Genomic DNA, 26,996 nt, shown 5'->3' with positions numbered 1-26,996 from the left:
CCGTGGCGGGATAGATACAATGCGTTCGCTGTCCTGGCCCGAAGTACGGGACCTGTTCCTGTTTGCCCAACGCCGCCTGCGCGAAGAAAGCCTGCCGCAAGTGGCCGGCAGCCTCACTTTCACCACGGTGTTCGCGCTGGTGCCGTTGTTGACGATCGCGCTGGCGATCTTCACCACCTTCCCGCTGTTTAATTCCTTCCGTAGTTCGCTGGAAGCCTACTTCGTGCAAAGCGTGATGCCGAAGTCGATTTCCACCACCATCCTGAACTACCTGACCATGTTCGCCTCCAAAGCCACGCGGCTGTCGGCGGTGGGCGCGGTGGCGCTGATTTTCACGTCGATCGCGATGATGAACCTGATCGAACGGGTGTTCAACCGCATCTGGCGGGTGCGCGCCGAACGGCGCTGGACCAAGCGCATCCTGGTTTATTGGGCCATCATCACGCTCGGCCCTTTGCTGATCGGTGTGTCGCTGACGCTGTCGGGGCGGGTCTTCATGGCCACCAGCGATTTGATCGGCGACGTGCCGGTGGTCGGCGCGCTGATTTACACGGTGCTGTCGCTGGCGCTGACCACGGCCGGCTTCACGCTGCTGTACGTGGCGGTGCCGAACCGCGACGTCGACTGGTACGACGGCGCCTGGGGCGGCCTGGTGGCCGGCCTGGCGTTCGAGGTGGCCAAGCGCGGCTTCGCGGTCTTCATCACCCAGTTCCCGACCTATTCGAAGATCTACGGCGCGCTGGCGGCGCTGCCGTTGTTCCTGCTGTGGGTGTATGTGTCGTGGTTGATCACGCTGTTCGGCGCGCTGCTGGTGGCCGCGCTGCCGGTGGTGAAGTACGAGCGCTGGTGGCATGAGGCGCAGCCGGGCGGTGAATTCGTCGACGCCATGGCGATCCTGAGGGTGCTGCATCTGGCCTGCAAATGCGGCGATACGGCGCTGGTGAGCGCGGGCGCGATCCGCGCGCGCACGCGGCTGGGCTTCGACGAGATGGACACGCTGCTGGAAAAAATGATGGCCGAGGGCTGGGTAGGGCGGGTCAAGGTCGATGCGCCGCAGCGGGTGCAGTGGGGCAAGCGCGTCAGCGATGGCGACAACTGGGTCATCCTGGCCAATGTGGAGAAGCTGACGCTGGCCGAAGTCTATCGCCTGTTCGTGTTTTCCGGCCTGCCGATCAATGCCGGCGTGGTCAGCGACAGCGACGATGAGCGCGACCAGCAAGTGGCGCGCGAAGCGGCGTCGCTGGCGCGCGAAGTGGAATCGGCCGTCGAGGCTGGCCTGGGCAAGACCCTGGCCGAACACTTCGGGCCGATCGACTGCCGCTAGTCTTTCAAACTGGCCGCGCCGCTGGCGCGCGCCAGGCTTGAGCGGGCGCCTGCCACGGCTTGCAGGCGCTCCCGCAGGTAGTTGCTCAGGCGTGGATGCTGGCTGAAAGCGACGTTGAAGCGGATGTGCCGGTCGGGCGTGTCGTTGGCCGAGAAGGCGGCGCCGCGCATCAGCAAGATATCGTTGCGGAAGGCGTCCTGCACCAGCAAGTCGACGTCCAGGCCTTCCGGCATCGTACCCCACAAGAAAATACCGGCATCGCCGGGCTGCTCGAACAGCACGCCCGCCGCACTCAATTGCTGGGTGCTGGCGTTGCGGGCCGCCATGATCTTGCGATGCAAACGGTCCAGGTGCTTGCGCAGGTTGCCGGCTTTGAGGACTTCCAACAGCACGTACTCGTTCAGCGCAGGCATTGTCATGATGGAATGGATCTTGGTTCGCATCAGCACTTTGAGCAAGGCCGGGGCGGCGGCCAGATAGCCCATCCGCAGGGCCGGACTCAGCGCCTTGCAAAAACTGGAGTAGTAAATCACGCCGTCGAGTCCGGCCATGGCGGCCAGCCGCGTACTGTGGCTCTGCTGGAAGTGGCCGTGTACATCGTCTTCAGCGATCAGGAAACCATGCTGCTGCGCCAGCGTCAACACCTTGTGCAGGTTGGCGGCGCTGCTGCTCCATCCGGTCGGGTTGTGCAGCGCCGTTTGCACGAACAGCAGGCGCGGGCGATGCTCGCGGCAGGCGGCCTCCAACTCGTCCAGGTCGAGACCGTCGGGCCGGCGCTTGATCGGCACCAGCCGTATGCCGTCCTGGCGCAAGCGGCCAAACATCAGGAAATAGCCGGGGTCTTCCACCAGCACGGTGTCGCCAGGCTGCAAAAAACTCCGGCAAATCAGGTCGATCGCATGGGTGCCGCCAAAGGTCGTGAGGATGTGGCCGGCGTCGGCGGCGATGCCGACGCCGCGCAACAGCAGCGCGATGTGTTCCCGGAGTTCCGGCAGCCCCTGCGGCGGACAGCGCGACGCCATGCCGGCGGCGCTGCCGGTCACGGCCCGTTGCACGGCGGTGGCGGGCACCGCGTCCTGCAGCCAGGTCGGCGGCAAGGCGCCGCTGCTGGCCAACAATACGCCGGGGCGTTGATCGTTGGCCTGCTGCGCCAGCCAGACCGGTTCTTGCTCCACGCCCGCTTCCAGCGCGACCTCGTCGGGAATGGACTTGCCGGCGCCGTTGGTCGTGCTGACAAAGAAACCCGCCGTACCATGGGAATCGATGACGCCGGCCGCGACCAGCCTGTCATAGGCCGTCACGACGGTGTTGGTGCTGACCGCCAGCTGGGCGGCAAGCTGGCGTATCGACATCAGCTTGGCGCCGCCAGGCAGCGCCCGGCTCTCGACCATATGGCGCAGCTCGGCCTCAATCTGCGAGGACAGGGCGATGGGCGAGGAGCGGTCGATGGCGAACATGGCGAGAGTCTAGCGTAAAAACATCACGGCGAGGACCAGCAGGATGGCGGCCATCGTCAAATTGAACAGGCGCTGCTTGCGTGGATCTTGCAGGAAGCGGCGGATCGAGACGCCGAACAGGGCCCACATGGCGTTGCACGGCGCGCCGACCAGCATGCCGATCACCGCGATCAGCAGCGCATCGACGACCGTGCTCTGCCCCGCAGGCATGAAGACCGACGCCACGGTGACGGCCTTCACCCAGCTCTTGGGGTTAAGCGCCTGAAAGGTCGCAGCCTGGCTAAATGACACTGCCTTGGCCGCTTGCGCGCCACCCACCGATGCCCCGCTGAGCTTCCAGGCCAGGAACACCAGGTACAGCGAGCCGGCGATGCGCAGCGCTTGTTGCGCCAAAGGGTAGGCGACAAAGACGCTGCCGAGCCCAAGGCACATGAGCATGGTTTGCACGAACATGCCGGCCTGGATGCCCATGATGACTGGCAATGCGCCACGGCCGCCGAAGTTGGCGCCGGTGGTGGCGAGCATGACGTTGTTCGGTCCGGGCGTGGCCGACATCACCAGGCAATAGCTCATCAAGGGCAGCAGTTCGGTCATGGTGTGCATTCTGAGTGTGGAGGTGGCGCCAGTCTAGAAGCGCGGCGCGGTGGGCACAAGGCACAAGAGCCAGGGGCCGGACTCATGCTGTATCAGTCGATGCATGGCGACAGTTGCCGATCGTCCGGCTATCGTTATAGAATCGGCATTCATAAAAATCAACTGGGAGATGTCATGCTGAGAATGCCGATGGCGGTGGTCTTGTTGGGTTTTGCCGGCGTGGCGTCTTCCGCCCAGCAGCTGCACCCGCCGGGTTTGGGCGAGCGTGGCAACGAGGCCAGTATCGCGGTCGACATCAACGCCTCTGGCCAGGTGGCCGGCATCATCGAGGAAGAGAGCGGCCGCCAGCGCGCGGTGCTGTGGAATAAGCGCCTGGTTGAGCTGGGCACCCTCGGCGGCAGCGACTCCTTCACCACCGGCATCAACGTCGGCGGCGACGTCGTCGGCTCGGCGCAGGACGGCGCCGGCCACTGGCGCGCCTTCGTCACCCGTGCCGGCCTGGCGATGCGCGACCTCGGCACGCTGGGCGGCGGCAGCAGCTACGGCACCGGCATCAGCCGCTCCGGCCAGGCGGTGGGCTTTGCCGATACCAGCGACGGCTATTTCCGCGCCTTCTCCACCGGCGCCAATGGCGACGGCCCGCTGGTCGACCTGGGCACCCTGGGAGGCAAAATCAGCTATGCGGCCGGCGTCAACACCGATGGCGTGATCGTCGGCACGGCGGCGCTGTCGGACGGCTATCGCCGCGCCTTCATCTACCGTCCGGGCGTCGGCATGACGGACCTGGGCACGTTGGGCGGACGCTCCAGCGGCGCCACCGCCGTCAACGATTCCGGCGTGGTGGTCGGCTCATCCGAAACGCCAGACCGCCGCTGGCACGCCTTCGTCCACGATGGCAAAAAGATGGTCGACCTGGGCGCGATGATCGGCTACGGCAACAGCTTCGCCACGGCCATTAACGCCGCCGGCCACGTGGTCGGCAGCATCCGCATCGGCGACGAGCGTCGCTCCTTCGTCTACCGCGACGGCAAGATGACCGTGCATCCGGGCGGTTTCGGCCTGTACCTGGTCAACAGCATCAACGCCGAGGAACTGGTGATCGGCGCCAAATACGTCGGCAAGAAGTTCGAGGCGTCGACCATGCACTCGGCCCAGCGCGCCGTGGTCACGCACGGCGACACCGATCTGCTCATGCTGATTGCGGTGGTGCTGGCCACCACCGCGGGCATCGTGATCTACCGCCGCCGTTATCGCGGCATCGTGATGCAAAGCGCAAACCGCATCATCCGCTTCAAGTTCCCGCAAAACTGAACAGGGCATCCAGCACCGCGTCCGGCTGCTCGCTCATCAGCGAGTGGCCGCTGTCCACCGTCACCACCTTGCCGTGGCTGATGGTGGAGGTCAGCAGTTTGGTGGATTTGGGTGGCGTCATCATGTCGCGCGCGCCGAACAGGAACAGGGTGGGGCAGCGCACCGCCTGCGCCGCGACTTCGCCGTTGGCGTAGGCGTTGCAGGCCGAGAAATCCGTGTAGAACACCTGCTGCGGATTGATCTGCGAGATGCGCTGCATCAGCCGGCGCGAACCGCCCATCGTATTGAAGCCCGGTCCGGGGCACGACGGCTTTTGCGCGATCGACGAGTGCGACCAGATGTTGACCATGTCGATGGCGCTCTGCTCATCGGTGCGCGAGGTTTCCAGCAGCGCGTCCGAGACTTTCATCGGATAGGTCGAACCTATCATTCCCAGGTGCGTCACGCGTTCAGGCGCCTGGTGCGACGCTTCCAGCGCGATCAACGACCCCATGCTGTGGCCGAACAGCGCGGCCTTCTGCACGCCGGCGGCGTCCAGCACTTGCAGCAGCCAGTCCGCCAGTTCGGGCACGCTGCCCTTGGCCGCGCCTTTGCTGCGACCGTGGCCCGGCAGGTCCAGCGCCAGCACGCTGTAGCCGTGATGGGCGAAATAGCGGGTCTGCAAAATCCACACCGAATGATCGTTTTGCGCGCCGTGGATGAAGACCACGGTCGGCAGGGCGGCGTTGAACGGCTTGCCGCCGGTGTAGCAGTAGGCGTCCACGCCTTGTACGGTCAGCAGCATGTCATGCTCCTTTCTGCGACAGCTTCAGGCCGCGCGCCAGGTCTTCGATCAAATCGTCCACGTCTTCCAAGCCTACCGACAACCGCATCGTGCCTTCGGTGATGCCGGATGCCGCCAACTGGTCGGCCGGCACGCGGAAGTGGGTGGTGGAGGCGGGATGGATCGCCAGCGACTTGGCGTCGCCGACGTTGGCCAGGTGCGAGAACACCTTCAGGCTGTCGACGAAGCGGCGGCCGGCGGCGCGGTCGCCCTTCAGGTTGAACGAGAACACGGCGCCGCAGCCTTTGGGCAGCAGGCGCTTGGCCAGTTCGTAGTCCGGGTGCGACGGCAGCTCGGGGTAGGACACCGATTCCACGGCGGGATTCGACAGCAGGAACTCGACCACCTTGCGGGTGTTGGCCACGTGCCGGTCCATGCGCAGGCCCAGCGTCTCCACGCCTTGCAGCACGGCGAAGGCGTTGTGCGGGCTCATGACGGCGCCGAAGTCGCGCAGGCCTTCGCGGCGCGCGCGCAGCGCGAACGCCGCCACCGTGGACTCTTCCGTGAACACCATGCCGTGGAAGCCGTCATACGGCTCGCACAGTTCGGCGAAGCGGCCGGTTTGCTCGTAGGCCGCCTGCCAGTCGAAGGTGCCGCCGTCCACCAGCAGGCCGCCGATGGCGGTGCCGTGCCCGCACAGGAACTTGGTCGCCGAATGGAACACCAGGTCGGCGCCGTGTTCGAAGGGCTTGAGCAGGTAGGGCGTGGTGAAGGTGGAGTCCATCATCAGCGGCAGGTGCTGCTCGTGCGCGATGGCGGCGACGGCTTCGATGTCCAGCACGTCCAGGCCGGGATTGCCCAGCGTTTCCGCGAACAGCACCTTGGTGTTGGGGCGGATCGCGGCGCGCCAGGCGTCGAGATCGCGCGGGTCGACAAAGGTGGTTTCGATGCCGAAGCGCTTGAGCGTGTAGGCCAGCATATTGTGCGAGCCGCCGTACAGCGCGCGCGAGGCGACGATGTGCGAGCCGGCGCCGGCGATGGTGGCCAGGCCCAGGTGCATCGCGGCCTGGCCGCTGGCGGTGGCGATGCCGGCCACGCCGCCTTCCAGCGCGGCGATGCGTTCTTCCAGCACGGCGTTGGTCGGGTTCGAGATGCGCGAGTAGACGTGGCCGGCGCGTTCCATGTTGAACAGCGAGGCGGCGTGGTCGGAGTCCTTGAAGGCAAAGGATGAGGTGAAGTAAACCGGTGTGGCGCGGGCGCCGGTGGCGGGGTCGGGCGCCGCGCCGGCGTGCAGCGCGAGGGTGTCAAAACCGGGATATTTGGGTCCGCTCATAAGGTCTCGTTGGAGTGATAGGAATGCCCGGCATCCTACCCTGAATCGCGGCTTGGCAACAGCACTGTAAAAATGTTGCGATTTGCTTATCCAGAGCGCTGGATTTTTTGCCGGGCATACGCTACATTCGCTATAAGGCTACAATAATTAGAACTCCCATTCATATAGCCCACTCAGCGGACAGGACGGCCCAAAATGAAAGTTTCCGAAATTCTTCAGGTTAAAGGCAGCATTCTCTACACTATTTCGCCTGACCAGCCGTTAGCGGACGCCGCCAACACGATGGCGGAAAAAGACATCGGCTCGCTGGTGGTCATGGAATTCGGCGAATTGGCCGGCATGCTGACCTTCCGCGAAGTGCTGCGCGCGCTGCACGAAAACGCCGGCACGGTCGGCGCCGGTACGGTGCGCAAGCATATGGACGACCATCCGATCACGGTGACCCCGGATACCGAGGTCAACGAGGTGCGCCGCATCATGCTGGAAAAGCACGCGCGCTATCTGCCGGTGATGAACGCCAAAACCATACTCGGCGTGATTTCATTCTACGACGTCGCCCGCGCGGTGCTGGAAGCGCAGAGCTTCGAGAACAAGATGCTGAAGGCGTATATCCGCGATTGGCCGGCTGAAACGGCTGACCAGGCGGATTAAGCCCGCATAGTAGAAACGAAAAACGCCATGTGGCATTGCGACGATCTTGAGCGTCGCAAGCGCACATGGCGTTTTTTTATTTAGGCCGCGCCTTCGAGCGCGTCGTTGCTGAGCCAGCCGTTGAGCGCTGTCGCCGTCATCGGCCGCGCGAACAGGAAGCCCTGCGCCAGCGGACAGCCCAGCGCTTGCAGTATCTGTGCCTGGCGCTCGTCTTCCACGCCTTCCGCGATCACGGCCAGGCCCAGGTTGCGGCCCAGCTGGATCACCATCTCGGCGATGCTGCTGCCGCGCGCGGAACCGGTGATCTCGGTGACGAAGGCGCGGTCGATCTTCAGGCGGTCGATCTGCAAACGCTGCAGGTAGGACAGCGACGAGAAGCCGGTGCCGAAGTCGTCGATCGCGATGCTGACGCCGGTCTGCTTGATCTGGCCCAGCATCTTGATCAGCATGTCCGGCTCTTCCATCGCCATCGATTCGGTGATCTCCAGTTCCACGAACTCCGGCGGCGCGCCGGTGTCTTCCAGCGCCTTGCGCAGCATCTCCAGGAAGTGCGGATGGCGGAACTGCACCTGCGAGACGTTAATCGACATCATGAAGTTGGTATGCCCGGCCTTGCGCAGGTCGACCAGCTCGCGGCAGGCGGTGCGCATCACCCATTCGCCCAGGTCGATGATCAGGCCCGAATACTCGGCGATCGGGATGAAGCGGTCCGGCGAGATGAACTTGCCGTCCGGCGTCTGCCAGCGCAGCAGCGCCTCGGCGCCCACCGGCCGGCGCGTGGCCAGGTCGATCTGCGGCTGGTACACCACGAACAGCTGGTTCTGGCCGAAGGCGGTGCGCAGCGCGTGCATCATGCGCACCCGTTCGCGGATCTCCACGCCCATCGAGCGCGAGAAATAGAAGTGGCCGGCGCGCTGCTGCGACTTGGCGCGCTTGAGAGCGATGTCGGCGTCCTTGAGGGCGTCGGCGCCGCTGCCTTCATGCTCGCCCAGGCGCACCAGGCCCAAGGTGGCCGACAGCTGCACGTCCTGGCCGTCGATGCTGAACGGGTGGGCGAACAGCGCCAGGATATTGGCCGGGTTGACTTGCGCGGAATCGCCCAGCACGCAGAAGATGTCGCCGCCGATGCGCGCCACCGTCAGCTGGTCGCCCAGCTGCGTTTGCAGGCGGCCGGCGACGGCCAGCAGCAGCATGTCGCCGAACTGGTGGCCCAGCGCGTCGTTGGTCTCGGCAAAGTGATCCAGGTCAACCAGCGACAGCGTGGCCTCGTCGCGCGCCGGGCCGGCCAGCGTGGCGTCCAGGATCTCGACCAGGCGGGTGCGGTTGGGCAGTTTGGATAGCTGATCGTAGAAGGCGGCGTTGTGCAGGTGCGTGACCAGCTCCACGTTGTCCAGGCCCACCGCCACGTTGGAGCAGAACACTTCCAGCAGGCGTTCGTCGATCTCGGTCGGCGCGCGGCCGACGTCGAGGTAGGCGACGAAATCGCGGCTGGCCTTGCCGGCGAAGTACAGCGTGATGAAGTCCGGGCCGTAGACGTTGCGGCGCTGGCCCAGGGTCAGCTCCATGGCGTCGTACACCGGCTTGTGGTCCTGGTCGCACAGCGTGGCGTTGTCGAGGTGGCGGTAGCTGCCGATGGTGGCCATCACCATCAGCTGGTGGCAACCGTCTTCCGGGCATTCCTGCACGCACAGCACGCCGTTGCCGTCCTGGCCGAGCAGGTCGGCAATCTGGGCCAGCACGCCGGAGGCGAAGTTCTGCACCCCGTGCAGCGACATCAGCTGGGTGCTGGCGTGGACGATCTGGTTCAGGCCGCGGCGGCTGTCGTTGATCTTGCGGATTTGTTCGTAGGAGCGGATCGCCGCCGTCACCGTGGTGAACAGCTTGATGCGGGTCAGCTCGGACTTGGTCTTGTAATCGTTGATGTCGAAGTCGCGGATGGCGTCGATCTCCGGCGCATAGCCGGGCTGGCCGGTGCGCAGGATGATGCGCACGTCGGCCAGGTTCAGCGTTTCGCGGATGTAGCGCACCAGGTGCAGGCCGGCGTCGTCCTGCTCCATCACCACGTCGAGCAGGATGACGGCGATTTCGGTTTCGTGTTTTAACAGTTCGCGCGCCTGCCCGGCCGAATACGCATGCACGAATTCGAGCGGGCGCTGCTGCATGTCGAGGTTGCCGAGCGCGAAAGTGGTGGTCGAGTGTACATCCTCATCGTCGTCGATGATCATGACCCGCCAAACGTTGCGGGCACCCGCTACCGCAGGAGCCGTCGGATGCTCTTCTAAGAATACCAGATCGTCTTGATCGTCCTTGGATTGCTCAAGGGGTGTGATCGGTGGGGGCATGTGTAGCTTCTCCAGGATTTCTCGGTGTTCTTGAGTTCAAGTATATAGCGAATTGTTAAAAAGAACGCGGTTTTCCCACGGTTTATACAGAACGTTGCATACTGATGTGCAAGTTTGCCATGCTTACATTGAAAGAATGATATTTTACCAATGGAAACTTGTGTCTTGGAAAATATTATGGCGGCGCGACGGCAATCGCCGCCGGCTGGTAGAATTGGGTACTTTCCACCTTTTTCCAAAGATTCTCTTCCTATGTCCGGCAATACATTTGGCAAATTGTTTTCTGTTACTACGTTTGGTGAGTCGCACGGTCCCGCGATCGGTTGCGTGATCGATGGCTGCCCACCGGGACTGCCGTTGTCGGAAGCGGACATCCAGCCGGAACTGGACCGCCGCAAGCCGGGCACGTCGCGCCACGTGACGCAGCGCAAAGAGCCGGACACGGTGGAAATCCTGTCGGGGGTGTACCTGGGCGTGACCACCGGCACGCCGATCGCGCTGCTGATCCGCAACGAAGACCAGCGCAGCAAGGACTACGGCAATATCGCCGAGAGTTTCCGTCCCGGCCACGCAGATTACACTTATTGGCACAAATACGGCGTCCGCGATCCGCGCGGCGGCGGCCGCTCGTCGGCGCGCCTGACGGCGCCGGTGGTCGGCGCCGCCGCCATCGCCAAGAAATGGCTGAACCAGCAATACGGCACCGTGTTCAAGGGTTGCATGAGCCAGCTCGGCGAGATCGAGGTGCCGTTCCAGGACTGGATCCACGTGCACGACAACCCGTTCTTCGCGGCCAGCGGCGACGCCGACCTGATCGCCCGCATGGAAGAGGCGATGGACGAACTGCGCAAGGCCGGCGATTCGATCGGCGCGCGCATCGACGTGATCGCCCAGAACATCCCGGTCGGCCTGGGCCAGCCCATCTACGACAAGCTCGACGCCGACATCGCCTACGCGATGATGGGCATTAACGCCGTCAAGGGCGTGGAAATCGGCGCCGGCTTCAAGTCGGTGGCGCAGAAGGGTTCCGTGCATGGCGACTCGCTGACGCCGACCGGCTTCATCGGCAACAACGCCGGCGGCGTGTTGGGCGGTATTTCGACCGGCCAGGACATCACGGTGTCGATCGCCATCAAGCCGACCTCGTCGATCCGCACGCCGCGCCAGTCGATCGACATGGACGGCAAGCCGGTGATGGTCGAAACCTTCGGCCGCCACGATCCGTGCGTCGGCATCCGCGCCACGCCGATCGCCGAGGCGATGCTGGCGCTGGTGCTGATGGACCACGCGCTGATGCACCGCGCGCAGTGCGGCGACGTCCACGTGACGACGCCGAACATCGCGCCGCCGGTATCGCCGGTATCGCCGACCTCGCGATAAGCGGTGCCGGCACAAGCCCTCAGCTTCGCCTTATTCCTGTTTTGCTACTACGCGCACGCGGGAACCTGGACCACTTACGCCACGCTGTTCTTTGCCGATAAAGGCATGACGGTGGCGCAGATCGGCGTGTTGATGTCGATGACGCAGGTGCTGCGCATCGTCGGCCCCAACGTCTGGGGCTACGTCGCCGACCATTACGACCGCCGCGTGCAGGTGCTGCGCATGGCCGGCTTTGCCGCGCTGGTGGGATTCTCCGGCTTCTTCTTCGGCAGCACCTTCGCCCACTTCATGCTGGCGATGATCGTGCTGAACCTGTTCACCAGCGGCCAGGCGCCGATCTGCGAAGCGCTGATGCTGTCCGAGATGCGCGGCGACCTGACCTTCTATGGCCGCATCCGCATGTGGGGTTCGATCGGCTTCATCGTCTCGGTGACGCTGGCCGCCTACGCGCTGGAACACTACGGCATCGTCGCGCTGCCGTGGGTGGCCGCGGTGCTGCTGATGCTGACCATCGCCGCCGCGTTCCGCCTGCAGGACGTGCCGCGCCGGGTGCACAAGGTGGCGCCGCCGCCGTTGATGTCGCTGCTGCGCCGGCGCGAGGTGATCGCCTTCTTCTCGTCGACCGCGCTGATGGTGGCGGCCCACACCTCGCTGTACACCTTCTATTCGCTCTACCTGGAACGCAGCGGCTACAGCAAGACCGTGATTGGCGCCATGTGGTCGCTGGGGGTGCTGGCCGAGGTGCTGCTGTTCTACTTCCAGGCGCCGCTGTTCAGGCGCTGGGGCGCCAAGGTCATGATGTATGTGACGCTGGCGGCGGCGCTGGTGCGCTTCCTGATGATCGGCTTCGGCCCGCACGTGCTGTGGTTGCTGATCGTGGCGCAGGTGCTGCATGCGGCCACGTTCGCGCTGCATCACTCGGCGTGCGTGATGACTTTGCAGCGCTGGTTCTCCGGGCCCTTGCAGGCGCGCGGCCAGGCGCTGTACATGAGCATTTCGTACGGCGTCGGCGGCTCGCTGGGCGGGCTGTTCCTGGCGCAATGGTGGGAGCGGGCGGGGCCGGAGTCGGTGTACTACGTGGCGGCGGTGCTGGTGCTGTGTTCCGCGCTGGCTGCCGTGCTGTCCTACCGCTGGCAGCAGCGCGATACATACTGAGCTAACTCCGGGTGGAGGTGGCTTCCTGCTTGTGGCGGCGCTCGACCGCCTTGACCACCAGGGCGCGCATGTCGTTCAGCAGCGAGAACTCGGTCTGGCTCAGCTGGATAGGCGGGAAGGAATCGTCCCAGTCGCCATACAGGAAGCCGGCCGGCTGGCCGTTGGCCGACAGCGGCAGGATCACGAAGCTGCGCGCTTCGGACAAGGAACTCTTCCACCATAACGGCAGCTTGGCGGCGAACTTGGCGTCGCGGGCGTTTTCGATGAAGATCACGCGGTCGCTGTTCAGGGCGGCGTGGAAGACATTCGGCTCGTAGGCGTCGTCGAAAGCCAGCGCCGGCAGCAGCTCCCTGCTGCCCTCGCCGAAGCTGATCTTGGCGGTGTACTGGCTGTCCCTGCGGTTGCGCACAAACGCCACCGCGCGCGAGAAGTCCAGGCCTTTGTACACGGTCTCCAGCGCGATCTGCACCATCTGGCCGGGGTTGGCCGTCTCCAGCATGTCGCGCATGTCGGCCAGGCCGCTGAGCAGGATCTTGTTGCCGGCGGCGCGCTGGCGCGTCTTGGCCAGCGCCTTGGCGCGGCGCTCGGCGGGGCGCGACAGCGGCGCGATGGTCAGGTCGGCCGCCGCCACCACCTTGGCCTGCTCGATGGCGTGCATCAGGTTGTCCGGTTCCACGCCCAGCATGGAGGAGTAGGCCACTGTAAGTTGCTTGACCACGGCGGCGCCGTCCGGATCGTCGTGCCACAGCGATTCCGCGCACAGCGCCGACATCGTCGACAGGCCGGCGATCCAGTCCGAGGTGCTCACCTCGGCGCCCGGCGCCGGCGGCGCGACCTTGCGCATGCCGTTCACCAGCGTGCCGGGCAGGCCCCAGTGCAGGGCGGCGGCGTGGCCGATTTCTTCCATCGTCAGGCCCAGCATCTCCGGCGCGATGTCGTCGATGTTGCGGCCTTCCTGGTCGGCGGTGTGCTGCAGCTCGTTCCAGCGGTCCGGCATGTAGAAGGTCATCATCATGCGGCCCAGCGTGTGCAGCATCGAGCACACCACGGCTTCCTCGCCGTGGCGGCTTTCGGCGGTGTAGGCGATCTGCTGCGCCACGATCCCGGCCAGCACGGCCTTTTCCATTTCGATGTGGGCGATGGTGGCGTCGGGCGAGCCGGCGGCCAGTTCCTCGATCAGCTTCAGGCCCAGCGCCAGGTGGCCGATGGCCTCCGTGCCCAGCACCAGCACCGCCTTGGAGACGGTGTTGACATGTTGGCCGAAAGCCGAATACATGCCGCTGTTGGCCAGCCGCAGCACCTTTTGCGTCAGCACCGGATCGGACAGCACGGTGCGGGTCATGTTGAATTCCTGCTCGTCCTCGCCGCGCATCGCGCCCAGGATGGCGGTGATGGCCTTGGCGAAGCCCGGCATGTCGCCGCGCCGGCGGGTGCAATCCCACAGCGTCGCCAGCGTGGCGTCGCCCAGCGGGGTGCTGGCGGTGAAGCGCGCCGTCATTGCGCCACCTGGCGCAGTTCGGCTGGCACCACTTTGACGTGGATGCTTTCCTTGAGCGCGGCCATGGCCACGTTGGCGGCCATCGGCTTGCCGGTCAGGTAGCCCTGGATGTACTGGCAGCCGCGCTGTTCCAGGTATTCCATCTGGCCTTCGGTTTCCACGCCCTCGGCCACCACCGACAGGTCGAGGTGCTTGGCCAGGTCGAGCACGGCGTTGCAGATGGCGCCGTCCTTCTGCGAACCGGGCAGGTCGCGGATGAAGGTGCGGTCGATCTTCAGTACGGAAATCGGGAAGCGCTTCAGGTAGGCCAGCGAGGAATAGCCGGTGCCGAAATCGTCAATCGCGATGCGGGCGTTGCGCTCCGCCATCTTGGACAGGATGGACTCGGCATGCACCGGGTCGATCATCAAAGTGCCTTCTGTGATTTCTAAAACCAATTGCTCACCAAGTAGGCCGGAGAAGGCGATCGCATCGTCCAGCACGTCGAGAAATTTATCATTGCGGAACTGCCGCGGGCTGATATTAACAGAGATGTACAGGCTGCGCTTGGCCACCTCTTCGAACTGTTTCAGCTGTACGCAGGCCGCTTTCAAGGCCCAGGCGCCCAGCAAATTGATGAGCCCGTTGGTCTCGGCGATCGGGATGAAGCGGGCCGGCGGCACCATGCCCAGGGTCGGATGCTTCCAGCGCATCAGCGTCTCGAAGCCCTGGATCTCGCGCGTGCGGGCGTTGACGATGGGCTGGTAGTAGAGCATGAACTCGCCCTCGCGCACGGCCTGGAACATGGCAGCTTCCAGCGAAATATCGTGCTCCGGCGGGCCGGACTGGGACTGGCTGTAGACCACGCAACGGGCCTTGCCGGTTTCCTTGGCGCGCGACATGGCGGCGTCGGCCAGCGCGACCAGCCGCACCTCGTCCTCGGCGTGCTGCGGATACACCGCCACGCCGACCGAGGCGCCGACGTAGATCGTGTGGTGGTCGATTTCGAACGGCGACTGCAAGGTGGCGATCAGGCGGCCGGTGACCAGCTTGATCTGGGCCTCGGTGGCGGTGCCGGGCAGCACGGCGACAAACTCGTCGCCGCCGACGCGGGCCAGGGTGTCGCTGTCGCGCAGGGTCTTGCGCAGGCGGGCGGCGGCGGTGCGCAGCACGGCGTCGCCGATCGGATGGCCGAGGCCGTCGTTGACTTTCTTGAAGCCGTCCAGGCCGATGGTGGCGACCGAGAAGCCTTGGCCGGAGCGGCGCGCGTTGGCGATCACCATGCGCATGCGGTCCGACAGCAGCAGGCGGTTGGGCAGTTCGGTCAGGGCGTCGTGGGTGGCCATGTGGCGCAGGCGTTCTTCGGTGGCGTGCTGCACCGTCATGTCGCGGCCGACCACCAGCAGTTCGCTGGCGCCGTGCTGGTTGGCGTAGCAGGAGACCCGCAATTCGTGCCAGATCTCGGCGTCCGGTGTCTTGATCCGGGCTTCCAGCAGACGGGACTGGCCCGACGCGCCCACGTCGGCCAGCAGGGCGGCCAGCGGCGCCTGCTCGTCCACCGACATCAGGCGGGGCAGGGTGTCGCCGGCCAACGGTGTCTGGCTGGCGATCAGGGTGACCGCGCGCTTGCTGGCAAACAGTATCTGCCCCAGCTGATTCAGGCGGAAAACAACATCGCCCGCCTCTTCCATGAGGTTATCCAATTCATGACGCGGGGATGGGGCTGGGATACTGGAAAACATCGCGAGGATCTAATCTTTCATTTTATACATGTAACGTGGCTGCGCGAATCTTGCAAAACCAGAACGCAATGTATCACTGATGAGAGTGGAATTACATGAAAAATGACAACATCCGGGCTACTTTTACAGTTTTCTATTGAGTTAGGCTAAAAAATAGGGTTGCCACAGGGGACGGCACGGCTGTTTCGGGCAGCCGTGCGAGGGGGATTCAGGCGCTTTTGGCGGCCGGCCCGGCGTAGCGAGGGCCGAGCTCGGCTGCACGGTTGGCATAGTGTAGCTGGCCGATATGCTGGACCAAGTGGACCGCTCCGCCGGTGTGGGCCGGGAATCCGAGCAAGCGCACGGAAATGAGGTCGGCCTCGTCGCTGCCGACGACGCCCCGTCCGACTTGATCCTGCGCAGTGGCGGACAGGGCGAACAGCAGGCGGTCGCGGATCTCGGCCAGGCCAGGCGCCGGCGTTGCGTCCTCGGTCCGGGTTGGGATGGCTTCCGTGTCCGGCGCCGGCGGCAGGCCGGCGGCGCGGACCGCGTTGCGCAGCAGCGCTTCCGGCACCGACTCGGCGCGCAAGGCTTGCACCTCTTCAGCGTAGCGCTGCTGCAGCGCGGCGGCCAATGCCAGTGCCGCGTCGGACGCCAGGTCGGCGCGGATTTGGCTCAGGCGTATCAGGTTGCGGGCCACCGGGCTGATCGCCGTCTGGCAGAAATAACGGCTTTCGATCAGCTGCGCGCTGTCGAAGTCGACTTGCAGGCCTTCGACCATGGCGCACAGGATGGCTTCCGGCGCCGGCGCGTGGCCGCCGGTGCGCTCGCGCAGCATGGCGGGCGCCACCTGCAGCAGGGTCTGCACCGGTGGGGACGTCAGGGCGCCGCTGGGCAGGCGAAAGCCCTTGACGTCCCACGGCTGCACGGCCGGCGCGTCGGCCGCCATGCTGCCGTGCACCAGCTCGGCGACTTCTTCCTCGTTGTCGGCCACCGCGTGCAGCAGGCCGGCGCGCAGCGCCTGGTCGGCCGTCAAGGTCGCGCCTTCCAGCAGCAGCGGCATGGCGCCCTGCAAGCCGGCCAGGCGCACGCTGCGGGCGATCTCGCCCGCCACCGGCGCCACGCCCAGGTGCACTTGCGGCAGGCTGAAGGTGGCGTCATGCAGGCTGATGCGGTGATGGCAGGCCAGCGCCAAGCCCAGCGCATGGCCGCTGACGTTGCCGCCCAGCGTGGCGATCACCGGGATGCCCAGGCATTCCAGCCGTCGCAGCAAGGCGTTGTAGGCGCCCAGCATCAGCATGCAATCGCCGGCCTGGGCCGTTGTCAGCGACATCAGGTGTTCCACTTCGTGGTCGGAATCGCCGGCGTCGGCGTGGAAGCCGACGATGACGCCGTGCAGCTCGCCGCGCTTGGCTTCCAGCTTGTCGATCAGCGCCGCCAGCTCGCGCTGGAACAGGCGGCTCAGCGGATTGATGGCGCGCGCGGCCAGCATGACGGTGATGGCGCCGCCGTTTTGATGTGTGGTGATCATGATCATGTTGGTTCCGCTCAGACGCGTTCGATGATGGTGGCGATGCCCATGCCGCCGCCGACGCACAGGGTAATCAGGCCGCGCTTGAGTTCGCGGGCTTCCAGTTCGTCCAGCAGGGTGCCGAGCAGCATGCAGCCGGTCGCGCCCAGCGGGTGGCCGAGCGCGATGGCGCCGCCGTTGACGTTGACCTTTTCTTCCGGCACGCCCAGTTCCGTCATGAAGCGCATGACCACCGAGGCGAACGCTTCGTTGACTTCGAACAGGTCGATGTCGCCGATCTCCAGCCCGGCTTTGAGCAGCGCCTTGCGGGCCGCCGGCGCCGGGCCGGTCAGCATGATGGTCGGATCGGTGCCGGTGACGGCGGTGGCCAGCACGCGCGCGCGCGGCTTCAGGCCGAGCCGGTTGCCGGCGGCCTTGCTGCCGATCAGCGCGAGCGCGGCGCCGTCGACGATGCCGGACGAATTGCCGGCCGTGTGGATATGGTCGACCCGCGCCAACTGCGGATACTTGCGCAGGGCCACGCTGTCGAAGCCCATCCTGCCTGCCGCCTCGAACGAGGGCTTCAGGCCGCTCAGCGTTTCGATGGTGGTGTTGGGCTTGATGAATTCGTCTTCTGCCAGGATCAGCACGCCGTTCTGGTCGAGCACCGGCACCACCGAGCGGAAGCGGCCGGCGGCGCGCGCGGCGGCGGCCTTTTGCTGCGAGCGCATGGCGTAGGCATCGACCTGCTCGCGGGTATAGCCGTCCAGCATGGCGATCAGGTCGGCGCCTATGCCTTGCGGCAGGAAGTCGGTGTTGAGGCTGGTTTCCGGGTCCAGCGCCCAGGCGCCGCCGTCAGAGCCCATGGCCACGCGCGACATCGACTCGACGCCGCCGGCCACCACCAGGTCTTCCCAGCCGGAGCGCACTTTCTGCGCCGCCAGGTTGACCGCTTCCAGGCCCGAGGCGCAGAAGCGGTTTAGCTGTACGCCCGCCACTTTCCAGTCCCATCCGGCCGCCAGTGCGGCGATCTTGGCGATGTCGGCGCCCTGGTCGCCGACCGGCGTGACGCAGCCGAGCACCACGTCGTCGATCAGCGCGGTGTCGAGTTTGTGGCGCGATTGCAGCTCGCGCATCAGGCCGGACAGCAGCGTGATCGGCTTCACGCTGTGCAAACTGCCATCCTTCTTGCCCTTGCCGCGCGGGGTGCGGATGGCCTCGTACACATAGGCTTCGGTCATGGAATCTCCTTATCTGGACGACTATCATAGAGTGCAAACGACAACAAAGCAACTGCTTGCTTCGTGCCGGTATTTGCGCTAGTCTGACCTGATAATAAGGGGATAGACCATGTTTGACAGCCACGAACATCAAGAATTGCAACGCACACTGAAGCGCTTCATCGACAGCGAAATCAATCCGCACGTGGATGAGTGGGAGGAGGCTGGCATATTTCCGGCGCACGCGCTGTTCCGGAAAATGGGCGAGCTCGGTTTGCTGGGCCTGACCAAGCCGGTCGAGTACGGCGGCCTGGGCCTCGACTATTCGTACTCGATGGCGATGGCCGAGACGCTGGGCCACGTCGACTGCGGCGGGATTCCGATGGCGATCGGCGTCCAGACCGATATGTGCACGCCGGCCCTGGCGCGTTTCGGCTCGGATGCCTTGTGCCGCGAATTCCTGGCGCCGGCCATCAGCGGCGAGATGGTGGGCTGCGTCGGCGTGTCGGAAGCGCATGCGGGATCGGACGTGGCGGCCATCAAGACCCACGCTCGCAAGGACGGCGGCGACTACATCATCAACGGCAGCAAGATGTGGATCACCAACAGCTTGCAGGCCGACTGGATGTGCGTGCTGGTCAACACCTCCGACGGCCCTGCGCACAAGAACAAGACGCTGGTGATGGTGCCGATGGATACGCCGGGCGTCTCGGTGGGCAAGAAAATCCGCAAGATCGGCATGAACGCCTCCGACACCGGCCTGATTTACTTCGACGAGGTGCGCGTGCCACAGCGCCATGCCATCGGCGAGGAGGGGCAGGGCTTCGTCTACCAGATGCTGCAATTCCAGGAGGAGCGCCTGTGGGCCGCCGCCAACGCGGTGCAGACGCTGGCCAACTGCATCGACCTGACGGTGGAATGGGCGCGCGAGCGGGCGATGTTCGGCGGCCGGCTACTGGATAATCAGCATGTCTATTTCAAGCTGGCGGAATTGAAAACGGAAGTGGAGAGCCTGCGCGCGCTGACCTATCGCGCCGGTCAGCTATATATTAGCGGGCAGGATGTGACGGAGCTGGCCTCGATGTGCAAGTTGAAGGCGGGACGCCTGCTGCGCATCGTGCCCGATGCGTGCATGCAGTTCTGGGGCGGCATGGGCTACAGCTGGGAGAACCGCGTGGCGCGCATGTTCCGCGATGGCCGCCTGACGTCCATCGCCGGCGGCGCCGATGAAGTCATGTTGGGCATCATCGCCAAGCAGATGGGCATCTTGCCCAAGAAGGAGAGGAAATGAATCCATTCGATACGCATGAAGTGCGCAATACGGTTGCGCCGTTTGAAAACGTCAACCTGTATGCGGCCGATCCGGCCTTGCAGCAAGCCTTGCTGCGCGAGGGCGGCGCTGCCGCCGCCGAGTCGCTGCACGCGCTGGGCGCGCAACTGGGCCGGGCCGAAGTGCTCGACCTGGCGCGGCTGGCCAATCTGCACTCGCCCAAGCTGCATAACTTCGACCGCGGCGGCAAACGCGTGGACGAGGTGGAGTTCCATCCGGCCTGGCATAGCTTGATGACCTTGTTGATCGAGAACGGCGCGCACTCGTCGCCGTGGCTGGGCGGTTCTGGCGCACAGGTCGCGCGGGCGGCGCGCTACATGCTGTTCGGACAACTGGAGAACGGCTCGCAATGCCCGGTGACGATGACGTATGCCTCGGTGCCGGCGCTGAGGCAGGCGCCGAAGATCGCCGCCAAGTGGCTGCCGAAAATCCTGTCGACGGAATACGATCCGCGCTCGCTGCCGGTGGAGCAAAAGCGCGGCGCCATCATCGGCATGGGCATGACGGAGAAGCAGGGCGGTTCCGACGTGCGCTCCAACACCACCCGCGCCGAACCGGTGCTGCCGGCCGATGCGCGCGCGATGTTCGGCGACGAGGGCGAGGAGGTGTACCGCATCGTCGGCCACAAATGGTTCTTTTCGGCGCCGCAGAGCGATGCGCACCTGATCCTGGCGCAGACCGATGACGCGGGCAGCGCGGGCTTGTCGTGCTTCTTCCTGCCGCGCTACCTGCCGGACGGCAGCCGCAACCAGATCCGCGTGCAGCGCCTGAAGGACAAACTGGGCAACCGCTCGAATGCGTCGTCGGAAGTGGAGTTCACCGGCGCGTATGGCTGGTTGATCGGCAAACCGGGGCGCGGCATTCCGACTATTTTGGAAATGGGCAGCCATACGCGTCTCGATTGCGTGCTGGGTAGCGCCGGCACCATGCGCGCGGCGCTGACGCATGCGCTGCATCACGCGCGCGGACGTTCGGCGTTCGGCCGGCCGCTGTCCGAGCAGCCTTTGATGCAGAACGTGCTGGCCGACCTGGCGCTGGAATCCGAGGCCGCGACCGTCTTCGGCATGCGGCTGGCGCGCTGCTTCGATGAGGGCGACGATCCGGCTCAGGCGCTGCTGGCGCGCATCCTGACGCCGGCCGGAAAATACTGGATCTGCAAGCGCGGCCCGGCCTTCGGCGCGGAGGCGATGGAAGTCATCGGCGGCAGCGGCTATGTGGAAGACGGCCCGCTGGCGCGCCTGTACCGTGAACTGCCGGTCAATTCGATCTGGGAAGGTTCCGGCAACGTCATGTGCCTTGACTTGCTGCGCGCCTTCGGCAAGACTCCTGCCGCGCGCGCAGCGTTGGCGGCCGAGCTGGCGTTGGCCGGTGACTCCGATGGCGACTACGTCCGCTACACGCAGGCCTTGCTGGCCGACCTGGATCAGCCGCAGTCCGACGAATTCGGCGCCCGCGTGCTGGCCGAGCGTGTCGTGCTGGCGGTGCAGGCCGGCCTGTTGCTGCGGCATGCGCCGGCTTATGTTTCATCGGCGTTTGTCGCATCGCGGCTGGCGCGCGAGCCGGGCGGCGCGTTCGGACGCCTGCCGGCGGGCGTCGATTGCGCCGCGATCCTGGCGCGGGCACTTGTTGAATAAATTGGATAAATAGTTATGACGAATACAGCCCCTGTCGACAACCGCCGCGCCGATCTGGTGCGCGTGGCCGCACGTCTGTTCCGCGAGCGCGGCTTCGACGGCACCACCACGCGCGACATCGCCGATGCGGTCGGCATGCGCTCCGGCAGTCCGTTCTATCACTTCAAGAGCAAGCAGGAGATCCTGGCCGCCGTGATGGAGGAGGGCCTGGTGGCGGGGCTGCCGGCCGCCGAGCAGATCGCCGCCGGCGAACTGCCGCCGCGCGCCAAGTTCCAGGCGCTGGTGCGCGCGCACCTGGAGATCGTGCTGGGAGAAGGCCACGACTTCATTCCGGTGCTGCTGTACGACTGGCGCCGCCTGACGCCTGAGCTGCGTGAGCGCGTGCAAGTGCTGCGCGACCGCTACGATCAACTATGGCAGGACGTGGTGAACGAATTGTCCGCCGCCGGCCTGCTGCGCAGCGACAGCGCGGTTGCCCGCCTGCTGCTGATGGGCGCCATTAACTACAGCGTGCTGTGGTACAAGCCGGGCCAGGGATCGAACCTGGACCAGATAGCAGAGGAGGCGGTCGCCATGTTTCTGGGACCGGAGGGCTAGTATAATAACCGGCACATACCGACTGAAAAGAGCAAACAATGAAACAAGATCCGCGTTTTCCTAATCTGTTCATCACCGACCATCCGCTGATCCAACATAAACTGAGCCACATGCGCGCCAAGGATACGTCGACCCGTACCTTCCGCGACCTGCTCAAGGAAATCACGCTGCTGATGGGTTACGAGATCACGCGCGACCTGCCGCTGACCACCCGCACCATCGAAACCCCGTTGATGACCATCGATGCACCGGTCATCGCCGGACGCAAGCTGGCCATCGTTCCTATCCTGCGCGCCGGCATCGGCATGAGCGACGGCCTGCTGGACCTGGTGCCGTCGGCCCGCGTCGGCCACATCGGCGTGTTCCGCGATCCGGAAACCCACCAGCCGGTGGAATACCTGGTGCGCCTGCCGGACACGGTGGAACGTACCTTCATCCTGTGCGACCCGATGGTGGCGACCGGTAATTCGGCCGTGCACGCGGTCGACGTGTTGAAAAAGCGCGGCGTGACCGACGAGCAGATCATCTTCCTGGCGCTGGTGGCCGCGCCTGAGGGCATCACGGTGTTCCAGAACGCGCATCCCGGCGTGAAGATCTACTGCGCTTCGCTGGATTCGCACCTGAACGACCACGCGTACATCGTCCCCGGCCTGGGCGATGCCGGCGACCGCATCTTCGGCACCAAGTAGTCATCATGGCGATGCCTGAAGATCCAGCCTTTCGTGCCCGATTGGCGGCGCTGAGCGAAAAATTCGCCGCGACCGTGCCGGCGACCTTGGAGCAGATCGGCGGCGCGCTCGCCGTCTGCAAGGCGTCCGGTGGCGAGTTGCCGCCGGATGCGCACCTGCATCGGCTCCACGAATTGCTGCACGGCGTGGCCGGATCGGCCGGGACCTTTGGTTTTGCCATGTTTGGGCAGCAGGCGCGACGCATCGAACACATGGTGCGCGGCGTTTTGGTCGAGCGCACCGGCTGGCCTGCTGTGGCGCCGGAGGTGGAAAAGCTGTTGATTTGGGCCGCGCGTGACGCGCAAGCAACAACTTACGAATAAGCGTGTGCTTGATCCACCTCAAGTCGCGTACTATTAAGTTGTCTACAGTGTTACATACGCCCGGATTTACGAGTGTTGAGCGTTGGAAAGTTATCCTTTTGGGCAGTTTTCTACCAAAAAAAGAATGGCTTTGCATTTATTTTCACGAAGGCGTGCTTTTCTCTCGTAAATGGGTATAATGCGGGATCGTTTAGATTCAAGAGTAGTGCAGTTAGTCTGTCATTTCTTTCTTGCCTCAAACGATATCACGGGCGCAAGCCCAACTTAACTGAAATAGGAATTGTAATGGCAACTGGTATCGTAAAATGGTTCAATGATTCGAAGGGCTTCGGCTTTATCACCCCTGACGAAGGCGGCGAAGATCTGTTCGCTCACTTCTCGGCGATTCAGTCCGCAGGCTTCAAGTCGCTGCAAGAGAACCAACGCGTTTCTTTTGAAGTGACCGCTGGTCCTAAGGGCAAGCAAGCTTCGAACATTCAGCCAATCTAATACGCTGAATCTAACGAAATAAAGAAATCCTCGGTATCCGAGGATTTTTTTTCGCCCGCGTTTTTGTGCGGGCTGTCAAAACGATCACTATTTCCAGGATTTGCGCCAGTAATCCGGCTGCGCATAGGTGTGCCGCAGGAAGTCCACGAAGGCGCGTATCCGCAGCGGCAAGTGCCGGCGCTGCGCGAACACCGCATAAATGTCGTTGCCCGGCGCGGCGTGCTCGTTGAGCACGGTTTGCAGTTTGCCCGCCTCGATCTCATTTCCCACTTCCCACATCGAGCGCCACGCCAGGCCTTTGCCTGCCAGCGCCCAGTCGTGCAGCACCTGGCCGTCGTTGCTGCCCATGTTGCCGCCGACCTTCATCACCACGTTCTTGCCGTTGTCGCGGAAGGTCCAGCCGCGCTGGCTGCCTTCGCTGCTGATCGCCAGGCAGTTGTGCTTGGAGAGGTCGGCCAGCGTTTTCGGTTCGCCGTGGCGCTTGAGGTAGGAGGGCGCGGCCACCACCACCCGTTCGTTGTCGGCCAGCTTGACGCTGACCAGGTTGGAATCGGACAGGCTGGCGATGCGGATCGCGACGTCGATGCCTTCGCCGACGATGTCGACCACGCGGTCGCTCATGTTGAGCGTGACGCTGACGTCGCGATGTTCTGCCAGGAAGGAGGGGATCAGCGGCGCCACGTGCTGGCGTCCGAAACCGGCCGGAGCCGAAATCATCAGGTGGCCCGTGGCGTGCGCGCTACGTTCGGCGACGGCGGTTTCCGCCTCTTCCAACTCGGCCAGGATGCGCTGGCAGTCCTCCAGGAAGGCCGCGCCTTCATTGGTCAGCGCCAGTTTGCGCGTGGTGCGTTGCAAAAGTTTGACACCCAAACGGCTTTCCAGCGCGTCCAGGCGGCGTCCTATCATGGCGGGCGCGATGCCCTCGGCCCGCGCGGCGGCCGACAGGCTGCCCTTGGCAACTACTTCTACGAAGGTGGAAATCTGTCTGAATTGACCCATGGAACGCTTAGCCCGTCATTTGTGATAAAAATGCATAGATGATGTGATTTTTAGTCTCGTTTGCATAACTTATTAGTGAATATACTGTAAAACATATCAAGGCGTAACCGAGTCCGCACACTAAAAGAATCAGCGTGCAACAGGAAGGCCCGTGCTTATAATTTGATCTTGTAGTTAATATTTTCTTTCGGAGAGACCTCATGACGCAGTCCACCATCAATCTGCCGGCAGGCATGGAAATCACGGGCGAGATCAAGCCTGGCTACGAAAACATCCTGACCACCGAGGCACTGTCGCTGGTGGTCAAGCTGACCCGCGAGTTCGAAGCGCGCCGTCAACAATTGCTGGCCGTGCGCGTCGAGCGCGCCAAGCGCCTGGACGCCGGCGAGCGTCCCGACTTCCTGGCCGAGACCGCGCACATCCGCGCCGGCGACTGGAAGATCGCGCCGATTCCGAAGGCGCTGGAATGCCGCCGTGTGGAAATCACCGGCCCGGTCGAGCGCAAGATGGTCATCAACGCCTTCAACTCGGGCGCCGACAGCTACATGACCGACTTCGAAGATTCGAACACGCCGAACTGGGACAACCAGATCACCGGCCAGATCAATATGTTCGACGCTGTGCGCCGCACCATTTCGCTGGAGCAGAACGGCAAGTCCTACAAGCTCAACGACAAGATCGCCACGCTGGTGGTGCGCCCGCGCGGCTGGCACCTGGACGAGAAGCATGTGCTGGTTGACGGCAAGCGCATCTCCGGCGGCATCTTCGACTTCGCGCTGTTCATGTTCCACAACGCCAAAGAGCAGCTGGCGCGCGGCGCCGGTCCTTACTTCTACCTGCCGAAGATGGAATCGCACCTGGAAGCGCGCCTGTGGAACGACATCTTCGTGATGACGCAAAACGAACTGGGCCTGCCACAGGGCACGATCAAAGCCACCGTGCTGATCGAGACCATCCTGGCCGCCTTCGAGATGGACGAGATCCTGTATGAACTGCGTGAACACAGCTCGGGCCTGAACGCCGGCCGTTGGGACTACATCTTCTCGTGCATCAAGAAGTTCAAGCTGGACAAGGATTTCTGCCTGGCCGACCGCGCCAAGGTCACGATGACCGCGCCGTTCATGCGCGCCTACGCCTTGCTGCTGTTGAAGACCTGCCACAAGCGCAACGCGCCGGCGATCGGCGGCATGGCCGCGCTGATTCCGATCAAGAACGATCCGGAGAAAAACGAAGTCGCCATGGGCGGCGTGCGCAACGACAAGGCGCGCGACGCCACCGACGGCTACGACGGCGGCTGGGTTGCCCACCCGGGCTTGGTGGAACTGGCGATGACCGAGTTCACCAAAGTACTGGGCGACAAGCCTAACCAGATCGACAAGCAACGTCCGGACATCGACGTGACCGCCGCGCAGCTGCTGGACTTCAAGCCGGAAGCGCCGATCACCGAAGCCGGCCTGCGTTACAACATCAACGTCGGCATCCACTACCTGGGCAGCTGGCTGGCCGGTAACGGTTGCGTGCCTATCCACAATCTGATGGAAGATGCGGCCACGGCGGAAATCAGCCGTTCGCAAGTGTGGCAGTGGATTCGTTCGGACAAGGGCGTGCTGGAAGACGGCCGCAAAGTCAGCGCCGACATGGTGCGCGCGATGATCAAGGAAGAGCTGGTCAAGGTGCAGCGCGATGCGCCGGGCGGCGACGGTCCAACCTATGTGCGCGCCGGTCACATCTTTGAAGAGATGTCGACCTCGTCCGAGTTCGCAGAGTTCCTGACGCTGCCACTGTACGAAGAGATCTAAAAAAAACCAACGGCCCGCAAGGGCCGTTTTCAATTAGAAGTCATTTTTCCACAAACGCAGCGCGGTGAAGGTGGCCAGCGGCGTATCGATGCGGTCCAGCCGTCCGGCCTGCACCAACTGTTCGGCGATCGCAGGTTCGCGGTAGCGCAGGAAGGGATTGGTCGCCTTTTCCACGCCTATCGTGCTCGGGACCGTCGGCAGGTTGTGCTCGCGCTTGTCGGTCTCCACTTTGACCCGTTCCTGCAGGGCCACATTGTCCGGCTCCACCACGCGCGCGAAGCGCAGGTTGGATAGCGTATATTCGTGGGCACAGTAGACCTTGGTATCATCTGGCAGTGCGGCCAGTTTGCCCAGTGAGCTGATCATCTGGGCCGGCGTGCCTTCGAACAGGCGGCCGCAGCCGCCGGCAAACAATGTGTCGCCGCAGAACAGCCAGGTCGGCGCGTCGTCGGATGCTTCGCGCACGTAGGCGATGTGGCCCATGGTGTGGCCGGGCACGTCGAGCACCGACAGCCGCAGCGGCAGGCCGGGCACGTCGAACACCTTGCCTTCGCCGACCGGTAAAGTGACCGCGGCAATGGTCTCGTTGCGCGGACCAAAAACGGGAACCTGATAATGCTGTAATAATTCAGGGACGCCGCCAATATGGTCAGCATGGTGATGGGTGAGTAGAATGGCGGTGAGCTTGAGTCCGTTTGCTGCGAGCGCTGCCCGGATGGGCTTGGCGTCGCCGGGGTCGACTGCGACGGCGTGGACGCCGTCATGGATCAGCCACAGGTAGTTGTCGTGGAAAGCGGGAACCGTCAGAACACTGAGTGCTTGAGTAGATGAATTGGTCATTGGATCGCAAAAAGGCTAG

23 protein-coding genes are annotated in these 26,996 nt (G+C 64.2%); 12 read left to right on the top strand and 11 right to left on the bottom strand.

Features of this window, described 5'->3' with window-relative positions; translation table 11 throughout:
* The first annotated feature begins 19 nt into the window (after positions 1-19).
* Positions 20-1,324: a YihY family inner membrane protein gene (locus tag AC1RMD_RS08390; RefSeq protein ID WP_492925510.1), complete on the top strand. Its 1,305-nt coding sequence runs from the start codon at positions 20-22 to the stop codon at positions 1,322-1,324.
* Here the strand turns inward: AC1RMD_RS08390 and AC1RMD_RS08385 are convergent.
* Positions 1,321-2,781, bottom strand: a complete 1,461-nt coding sequence (locus tag AC1RMD_RS08385) for an aminotransferase-like domain-containing protein (RefSeq protein ID WP_492925508.1) — start codon at positions 2,779-2,781, stop codon at positions 1,321-1,323. The two genes, AC1RMD_RS08390 and AC1RMD_RS08385, sit on opposite strands and share 4 nt — an antisense overlap.
* Positions 2,782-2,790: 9 nt before the next feature.
* Positions 2,791-3,375: a LysE family translocator gene (locus tag AC1RMD_RS08380; RefSeq protein ID WP_492925506.1), complete on the bottom strand. Its 585-nt coding sequence runs from the start codon at positions 3,373-3,375 to the stop codon at positions 2,791-2,793.
* A 174-nt stretch (positions 3,376-3,549) separates the two neighbouring features.
* On the opposite strand from AC1RMD_RS08380, the gene AC1RMD_RS08375 reads away from it, so the two are divergent.
* Entirely contained in the window at positions 3,550-4,686 is a 1,137-nt protein-coding gene (locus AC1RMD_RS08375) for an HAF repeat-containing protein (protein ID WP_492925504.1), read from the top strand.
* Here the strand turns inward: AC1RMD_RS08375 and AC1RMD_RS08370 are convergent.
* Complete coding sequence (locus AC1RMD_RS08370; protein ID WP_492925502.1) at positions 4,667-5,470, bottom strand: alpha/beta fold hydrolase; 804 nt, start codon at positions 5,468-5,470, stop codon at positions 4,667-4,669. The two genes, AC1RMD_RS08375 and AC1RMD_RS08370, sit on opposite strands and share 20 nt — an antisense overlap.
* A gap of 1 nt (position 5,471) precedes the next feature.
* Positions 5,472-6,782, bottom strand: a complete 1,311-nt coding sequence (locus tag AC1RMD_RS08365; RefSeq protein WP_492925500.1) for an O-acetylhomoserine aminocarboxypropyltransferase — start codon at positions 6,780-6,782, stop codon at positions 5,472-5,474.
* A gap of 195 nt (positions 6,783-6,977) precedes the next feature.
* On the opposite strand from AC1RMD_RS08365, the gene AC1RMD_RS08360 reads away from it, so the two are divergent.
* Positions 6,978-7,433, top strand: a complete 456-nt coding sequence (locus AC1RMD_RS08360; RefSeq protein ID WP_026334688.1) for a CBS domain-containing protein — start codon at positions 6,978-6,980, stop codon at positions 7,431-7,433.
* 80 nt (positions 7,434-7,513) lie between these two features.
* On the opposite strand, the gene AC1RMD_RS08355 is transcribed toward AC1RMD_RS08360, so the two are convergent.
* Positions 7,514-9,775, bottom strand: a complete 2,262-nt coding sequence (locus AC1RMD_RS08355; protein ID WP_492925498.1) for a putative bifunctional diguanylate cyclase/phosphodiesterase — start codon at positions 9,773-9,775, stop codon at positions 7,514-7,516.
* Between the two features lie 252 nt (positions 9,776-10,027).
* Between AC1RMD_RS08355 and aroC the strand changes: the two genes are divergently transcribed.
* Positions 10,028-11,155 (top strand): chorismate synthase, encoded by a 1,128-nt coding sequence (gene aroC / locus AC1RMD_RS08350; RefSeq protein ID WP_492925496.1) that lies wholly within the window; start codon positions 10,028-10,030, stop codon positions 11,153-11,155.
* A gap of 3 nt (positions 11,156-11,158) precedes the next feature.
* A complete protein-coding gene (locus AC1RMD_RS08345) occupies positions 11,159-12,310 on the top strand; it encodes an MFS transporter (protein ID WP_492925494.1) in 1,152 nt (383 codons plus the stop codon).
* 1 nt (position 12,311) lies between these two features.
* On the opposite strand, the gene AC1RMD_RS08340 is transcribed toward AC1RMD_RS08345, so the two are convergent.
* The 4 genes from AC1RMD_RS08340 to AC1RMD_RS08325 all read right to left on the bottom strand — a co-directional run bounded on the left by AC1RMD_RS08340 (position 12,312) and on the right by AC1RMD_RS08325 (position 18,259).
* Entirely contained in the window at positions 12,312-13,808 is a 1,497-nt protein-coding gene (locus tag AC1RMD_RS08340) for an HDOD domain-containing protein (RefSeq protein ID WP_492925492.1), read from the bottom strand.
* The gene (locus AC1RMD_RS08335; RefSeq protein ID WP_492925490.1) at positions 13,805-15,478 is read right to left on the bottom strand and encodes a putative bifunctional diguanylate cyclase/phosphodiesterase; all 1,674 of its coding nucleotides are present in this window, start codon (positions 15,476-15,478) and stop codon (positions 13,805-13,807) included. Before AC1RMD_RS08335 ends, AC1RMD_RS08340 begins: the two co-directional genes overlap by 4 nt.
* 259 nt (positions 15,479-15,737) lie before the next feature.
* Positions 15,738-17,039: an enoyl-CoA hydratase-related protein gene (locus AC1RMD_RS08330; protein ID WP_492925488.1), complete on the bottom strand. Its 1,302-nt coding sequence runs from the start codon at positions 17,037-17,039 to the stop codon at positions 15,738-15,740.
* A 17-nt stretch (positions 17,040-17,056) separates the two neighbouring features.
* On the bottom strand, positions 17,057-18,259 hold the full coding sequence (locus AC1RMD_RS08325) for an acetyl-CoA C-acetyltransferase (RefSeq protein WP_492925486.1): 1,203 nt from the start codon (positions 18,257-18,259) through the stop codon (positions 17,057-17,059).
* A 109-nt stretch (positions 18,260-18,368) separates the two neighbouring features.
* On the opposite strand from AC1RMD_RS08325, the gene AC1RMD_RS08320 reads away from it, so the two are divergent.
* The 6 genes from AC1RMD_RS08320 (at position 18,369) to AC1RMD_RS08295 (ending at position 23,339) form a co-directional block, all read left to right on the top strand.
* Positions 18,369-19,529, top strand: coding sequence for an acyl-CoA dehydrogenase family protein (locus AC1RMD_RS08320; RefSeq protein ID WP_492925484.1), 1,161 nt, complete (start codon positions 18,369-18,371; stop codon positions 19,527-19,529).
* The gene (locus tag AC1RMD_RS08315; protein ID WP_492925482.1) at positions 19,526-21,202 is read left to right on the top strand and encodes an isovaleryl-CoA dehydrogenase; all 1,677 of its coding nucleotides are present in this window, start codon (positions 19,526-19,528) and stop codon (positions 21,200-21,202) included. Before AC1RMD_RS08320 ends, AC1RMD_RS08315 begins: the two co-directional genes overlap by 4 nt.
* Positions 21,203-21,217: 15 nt before the next feature.
* Positions 21,218-21,799 carry a TetR/AcrR family transcriptional regulator gene (locus AC1RMD_RS08310; protein WP_492925480.1) on the top strand — a complete coding sequence of 194 codons (582 nt, stop codon included), beginning with the start codon at positions 21,218-21,220 and terminating at the stop codon, positions 21,797-21,799.
* Between the two features lie 38 nt (positions 21,800-21,837).
* The gene (gene upp / locus AC1RMD_RS08305; RefSeq protein ID WP_332853601.1) at positions 21,838-22,488 is read left to right on the top strand and encodes a uracil phosphoribosyltransferase; all 651 of its coding nucleotides are present in this window, start codon (positions 21,838-21,840) and stop codon (positions 22,486-22,488) included.
* A gap of 5 nt (positions 22,489-22,493) precedes the next feature.
* Entirely contained in the window at positions 22,494-22,850 is a 357-nt protein-coding gene (locus AC1RMD_RS08300) for an Hpt domain-containing protein (RefSeq protein WP_492925478.1), read from the top strand.
* A gap of 285 nt (positions 22,851-23,135) precedes the next feature.
* Complete coding sequence (locus AC1RMD_RS08295) at positions 23,136-23,339, top strand: cold-shock protein (protein WP_020703630.1); 204 nt, start codon at positions 23,136-23,138, stop codon at positions 23,337-23,339.
* Positions 23,340-23,426: 87 nt separating this feature from the next.
* Here the strand turns inward: AC1RMD_RS08295 and AC1RMD_RS08290 are convergent, their stop codons facing one another.
* Entirely contained in the window at positions 23,427-24,338 is a 912-nt protein-coding gene (locus AC1RMD_RS08290; protein WP_492925475.1) for a LysR family transcriptional regulator, read from the bottom strand.
* Between the two features lie 200 nt (positions 24,339-24,538).
* Here AC1RMD_RS08290 and aceB point away from each other — a divergent pair, with 200 nt between their 5' ends.
* Positions 24,539-26,137 carry a malate synthase A gene (gene aceB / locus AC1RMD_RS08285; protein WP_492925473.1) on the top strand — a complete coding sequence of 533 codons (1,599 nt, stop codon included), beginning with the start codon at positions 24,539-24,541 and terminating at the stop codon, positions 26,135-26,137.
* A gap of 33 nt (positions 26,138-26,170) precedes the next feature.
* On the opposite strand, the gene gloB is transcribed toward aceB, so the two are convergent.
* Positions 26,171-26,977 carry a hydroxyacylglutathione hydrolase gene (gloB, locus tag AC1RMD_RS08280; protein ID WP_492925471.1) on the bottom strand — a complete coding sequence of 269 codons (807 nt, stop codon included), beginning with the start codon at positions 26,975-26,977 and terminating at the stop codon, positions 26,171-26,173.
* Positions 26,978-26,996 lie beyond the last annotated feature (19 nt).

The sequence above is a fragment of the Duganella sp. GW822-FHT06D06 genome (genome assembly GCF_058799615.1).
Note: the sequence above shows the minus strand (reverse complement) of the source record. Positions and strands in the feature narration are given on the sequence as shown.

What these genes read in the sequence shown, in the direction of transcription:
- aroC (WP_492925496.1), top strand. Translation starts at nt 10,028, where the DNA reads ATGTCCGGCAATACATTTGGCAAATTGTTTTCTGTTACTACGTTTGGT.
- AC1RMD_RS08310 (WP_492925480.1), top strand. Translation starts at nt 21,218, where the DNA reads ATGACGAATACAGCCCCTGTCGACAACCGCCGCGCCGATCTGGTGCGC.
- AC1RMD_RS08290 (WP_492925475.1), bottom strand. Translation starts at nt 24,338, where the DNA reads ATGGGTCAATTCAGACAGATTTCCACCTTCGTAGAAGTAGTTGCCAAG.
- AC1RMD_RS08325 (WP_492925486.1), bottom strand. Translation starts at nt 18,259, where the DNA reads ATGACCGAAGCCTATGTGTACGAGGCCATCCGCACCCCGCGCGGCAAG.
- AC1RMD_RS08315 (WP_492925482.1), top strand. Translation starts at nt 19,526, where the DNA reads ATGAATCCATTCGATACGCATGAAGTGCGCAATACGGTTGCGCCGTTT.
- AC1RMD_RS08320 (WP_492925484.1), top strand. Translation starts at nt 18,369, where the DNA reads ATGTTTGACAGCCACGAACATCAAGAATTGCAACGCACACTGAAGCGC.
- aceB (WP_492925473.1), top strand. Translation starts at nt 24,539, where the DNA reads ATGACGCAGTCCACCATCAATCTGCCGGCAGGCATGGAAATCACGGGC.
- AC1RMD_RS08295 (WP_020703630.1), top strand. Translation starts at nt 23,136, where the DNA reads ATGGCAACTGGTATCGTAAAATGGTTCAATGATTCGAAGGGCTTCGGC.
- AC1RMD_RS08385 (WP_492925508.1), bottom strand. Translation starts at nt 2,781, where the DNA reads ATGTTCGCCATCGACCGCTCCTCGCCCATCGCCCTGTCCTCGCAGATT.
- AC1RMD_RS08355 (WP_492925498.1), bottom strand. Translation starts at nt 9,775, where the DNA reads ATGCCCCCACCGATCACACCCCTTGAGCAATCCAAGGACGATCAAGAC.
- AC1RMD_RS08380 (WP_492925506.1), bottom strand. Translation starts at nt 3,375, where the DNA reads ATGACCGAACTGCTGCCCTTGATGAGCTATTGCCTGGTGATGTCGGCC.
- AC1RMD_RS08360 (WP_026334688.1), top strand. Translation starts at nt 6,978, where the DNA reads ATGAAAGTTTCCGAAATTCTTCAGGTTAAAGGCAGCATTCTCTACACT.
- AC1RMD_RS08340 (WP_492925492.1), bottom strand. Translation starts at nt 13,808, where the DNA reads ATGACGGCGCGCTTCACCGCCAGCACCCCGCTGGGCGACGCCACGCTG.
- AC1RMD_RS08375 (WP_492925504.1), top strand. Translation starts at nt 3,550, where the DNA reads ATGCTGAGAATGCCGATGGCGGTGGTCTTGTTGGGTTTTGCCGGCGTG.
- gloB (WP_492925471.1), bottom strand. Translation starts at nt 26,977, where the DNA reads ATGACCAATTCATCTACTCAAGCACTCAGTGTTCTGACGGTTCCCGCT.
- upp (WP_332853601.1), top strand. Translation starts at nt 21,838, where the DNA reads ATGAAACAAGATCCGCGTTTTCCTAATCTGTTCATCACCGACCATCCG.
- AC1RMD_RS08365 (WP_492925500.1), bottom strand. Translation starts at nt 6,782, where the DNA reads ATGAGCGGACCCAAATATCCCGGTTTTGACACCCTCGCGCTGCACGCC.
- AC1RMD_RS08330 (WP_492925488.1), bottom strand. Translation starts at nt 17,039, where the DNA reads ATGATCACCACACATCAAAACGGCGGCGCCATCACCGTCATGCTGGCC.
- AC1RMD_RS08335 (WP_492925490.1), bottom strand. Translation starts at nt 15,478, where the DNA reads ATGGAAGAGGCGGGCGATGTTGTTTTCCGCCTGAATCAGCTGGGGCAG.
- AC1RMD_RS08300 (WP_492925478.1), top strand. Translation starts at nt 22,494, where the DNA reads ATGGCGATGCCTGAAGATCCAGCCTTTCGTGCCCGATTGGCGGCGCTG.
- AC1RMD_RS08370 (WP_492925502.1), bottom strand. Translation starts at nt 5,470, where the DNA reads ATGCTGCTGACCGTACAAGGCGTGGACGCCTACTGCTACACCGGCGGC.
- AC1RMD_RS08390 (WP_492925510.1), top strand. Translation starts at nt 20, where the DNA reads ATGCGTTCGCTGTCCTGGCCCGAAGTACGGGACCTGTTCCTGTTTGCC.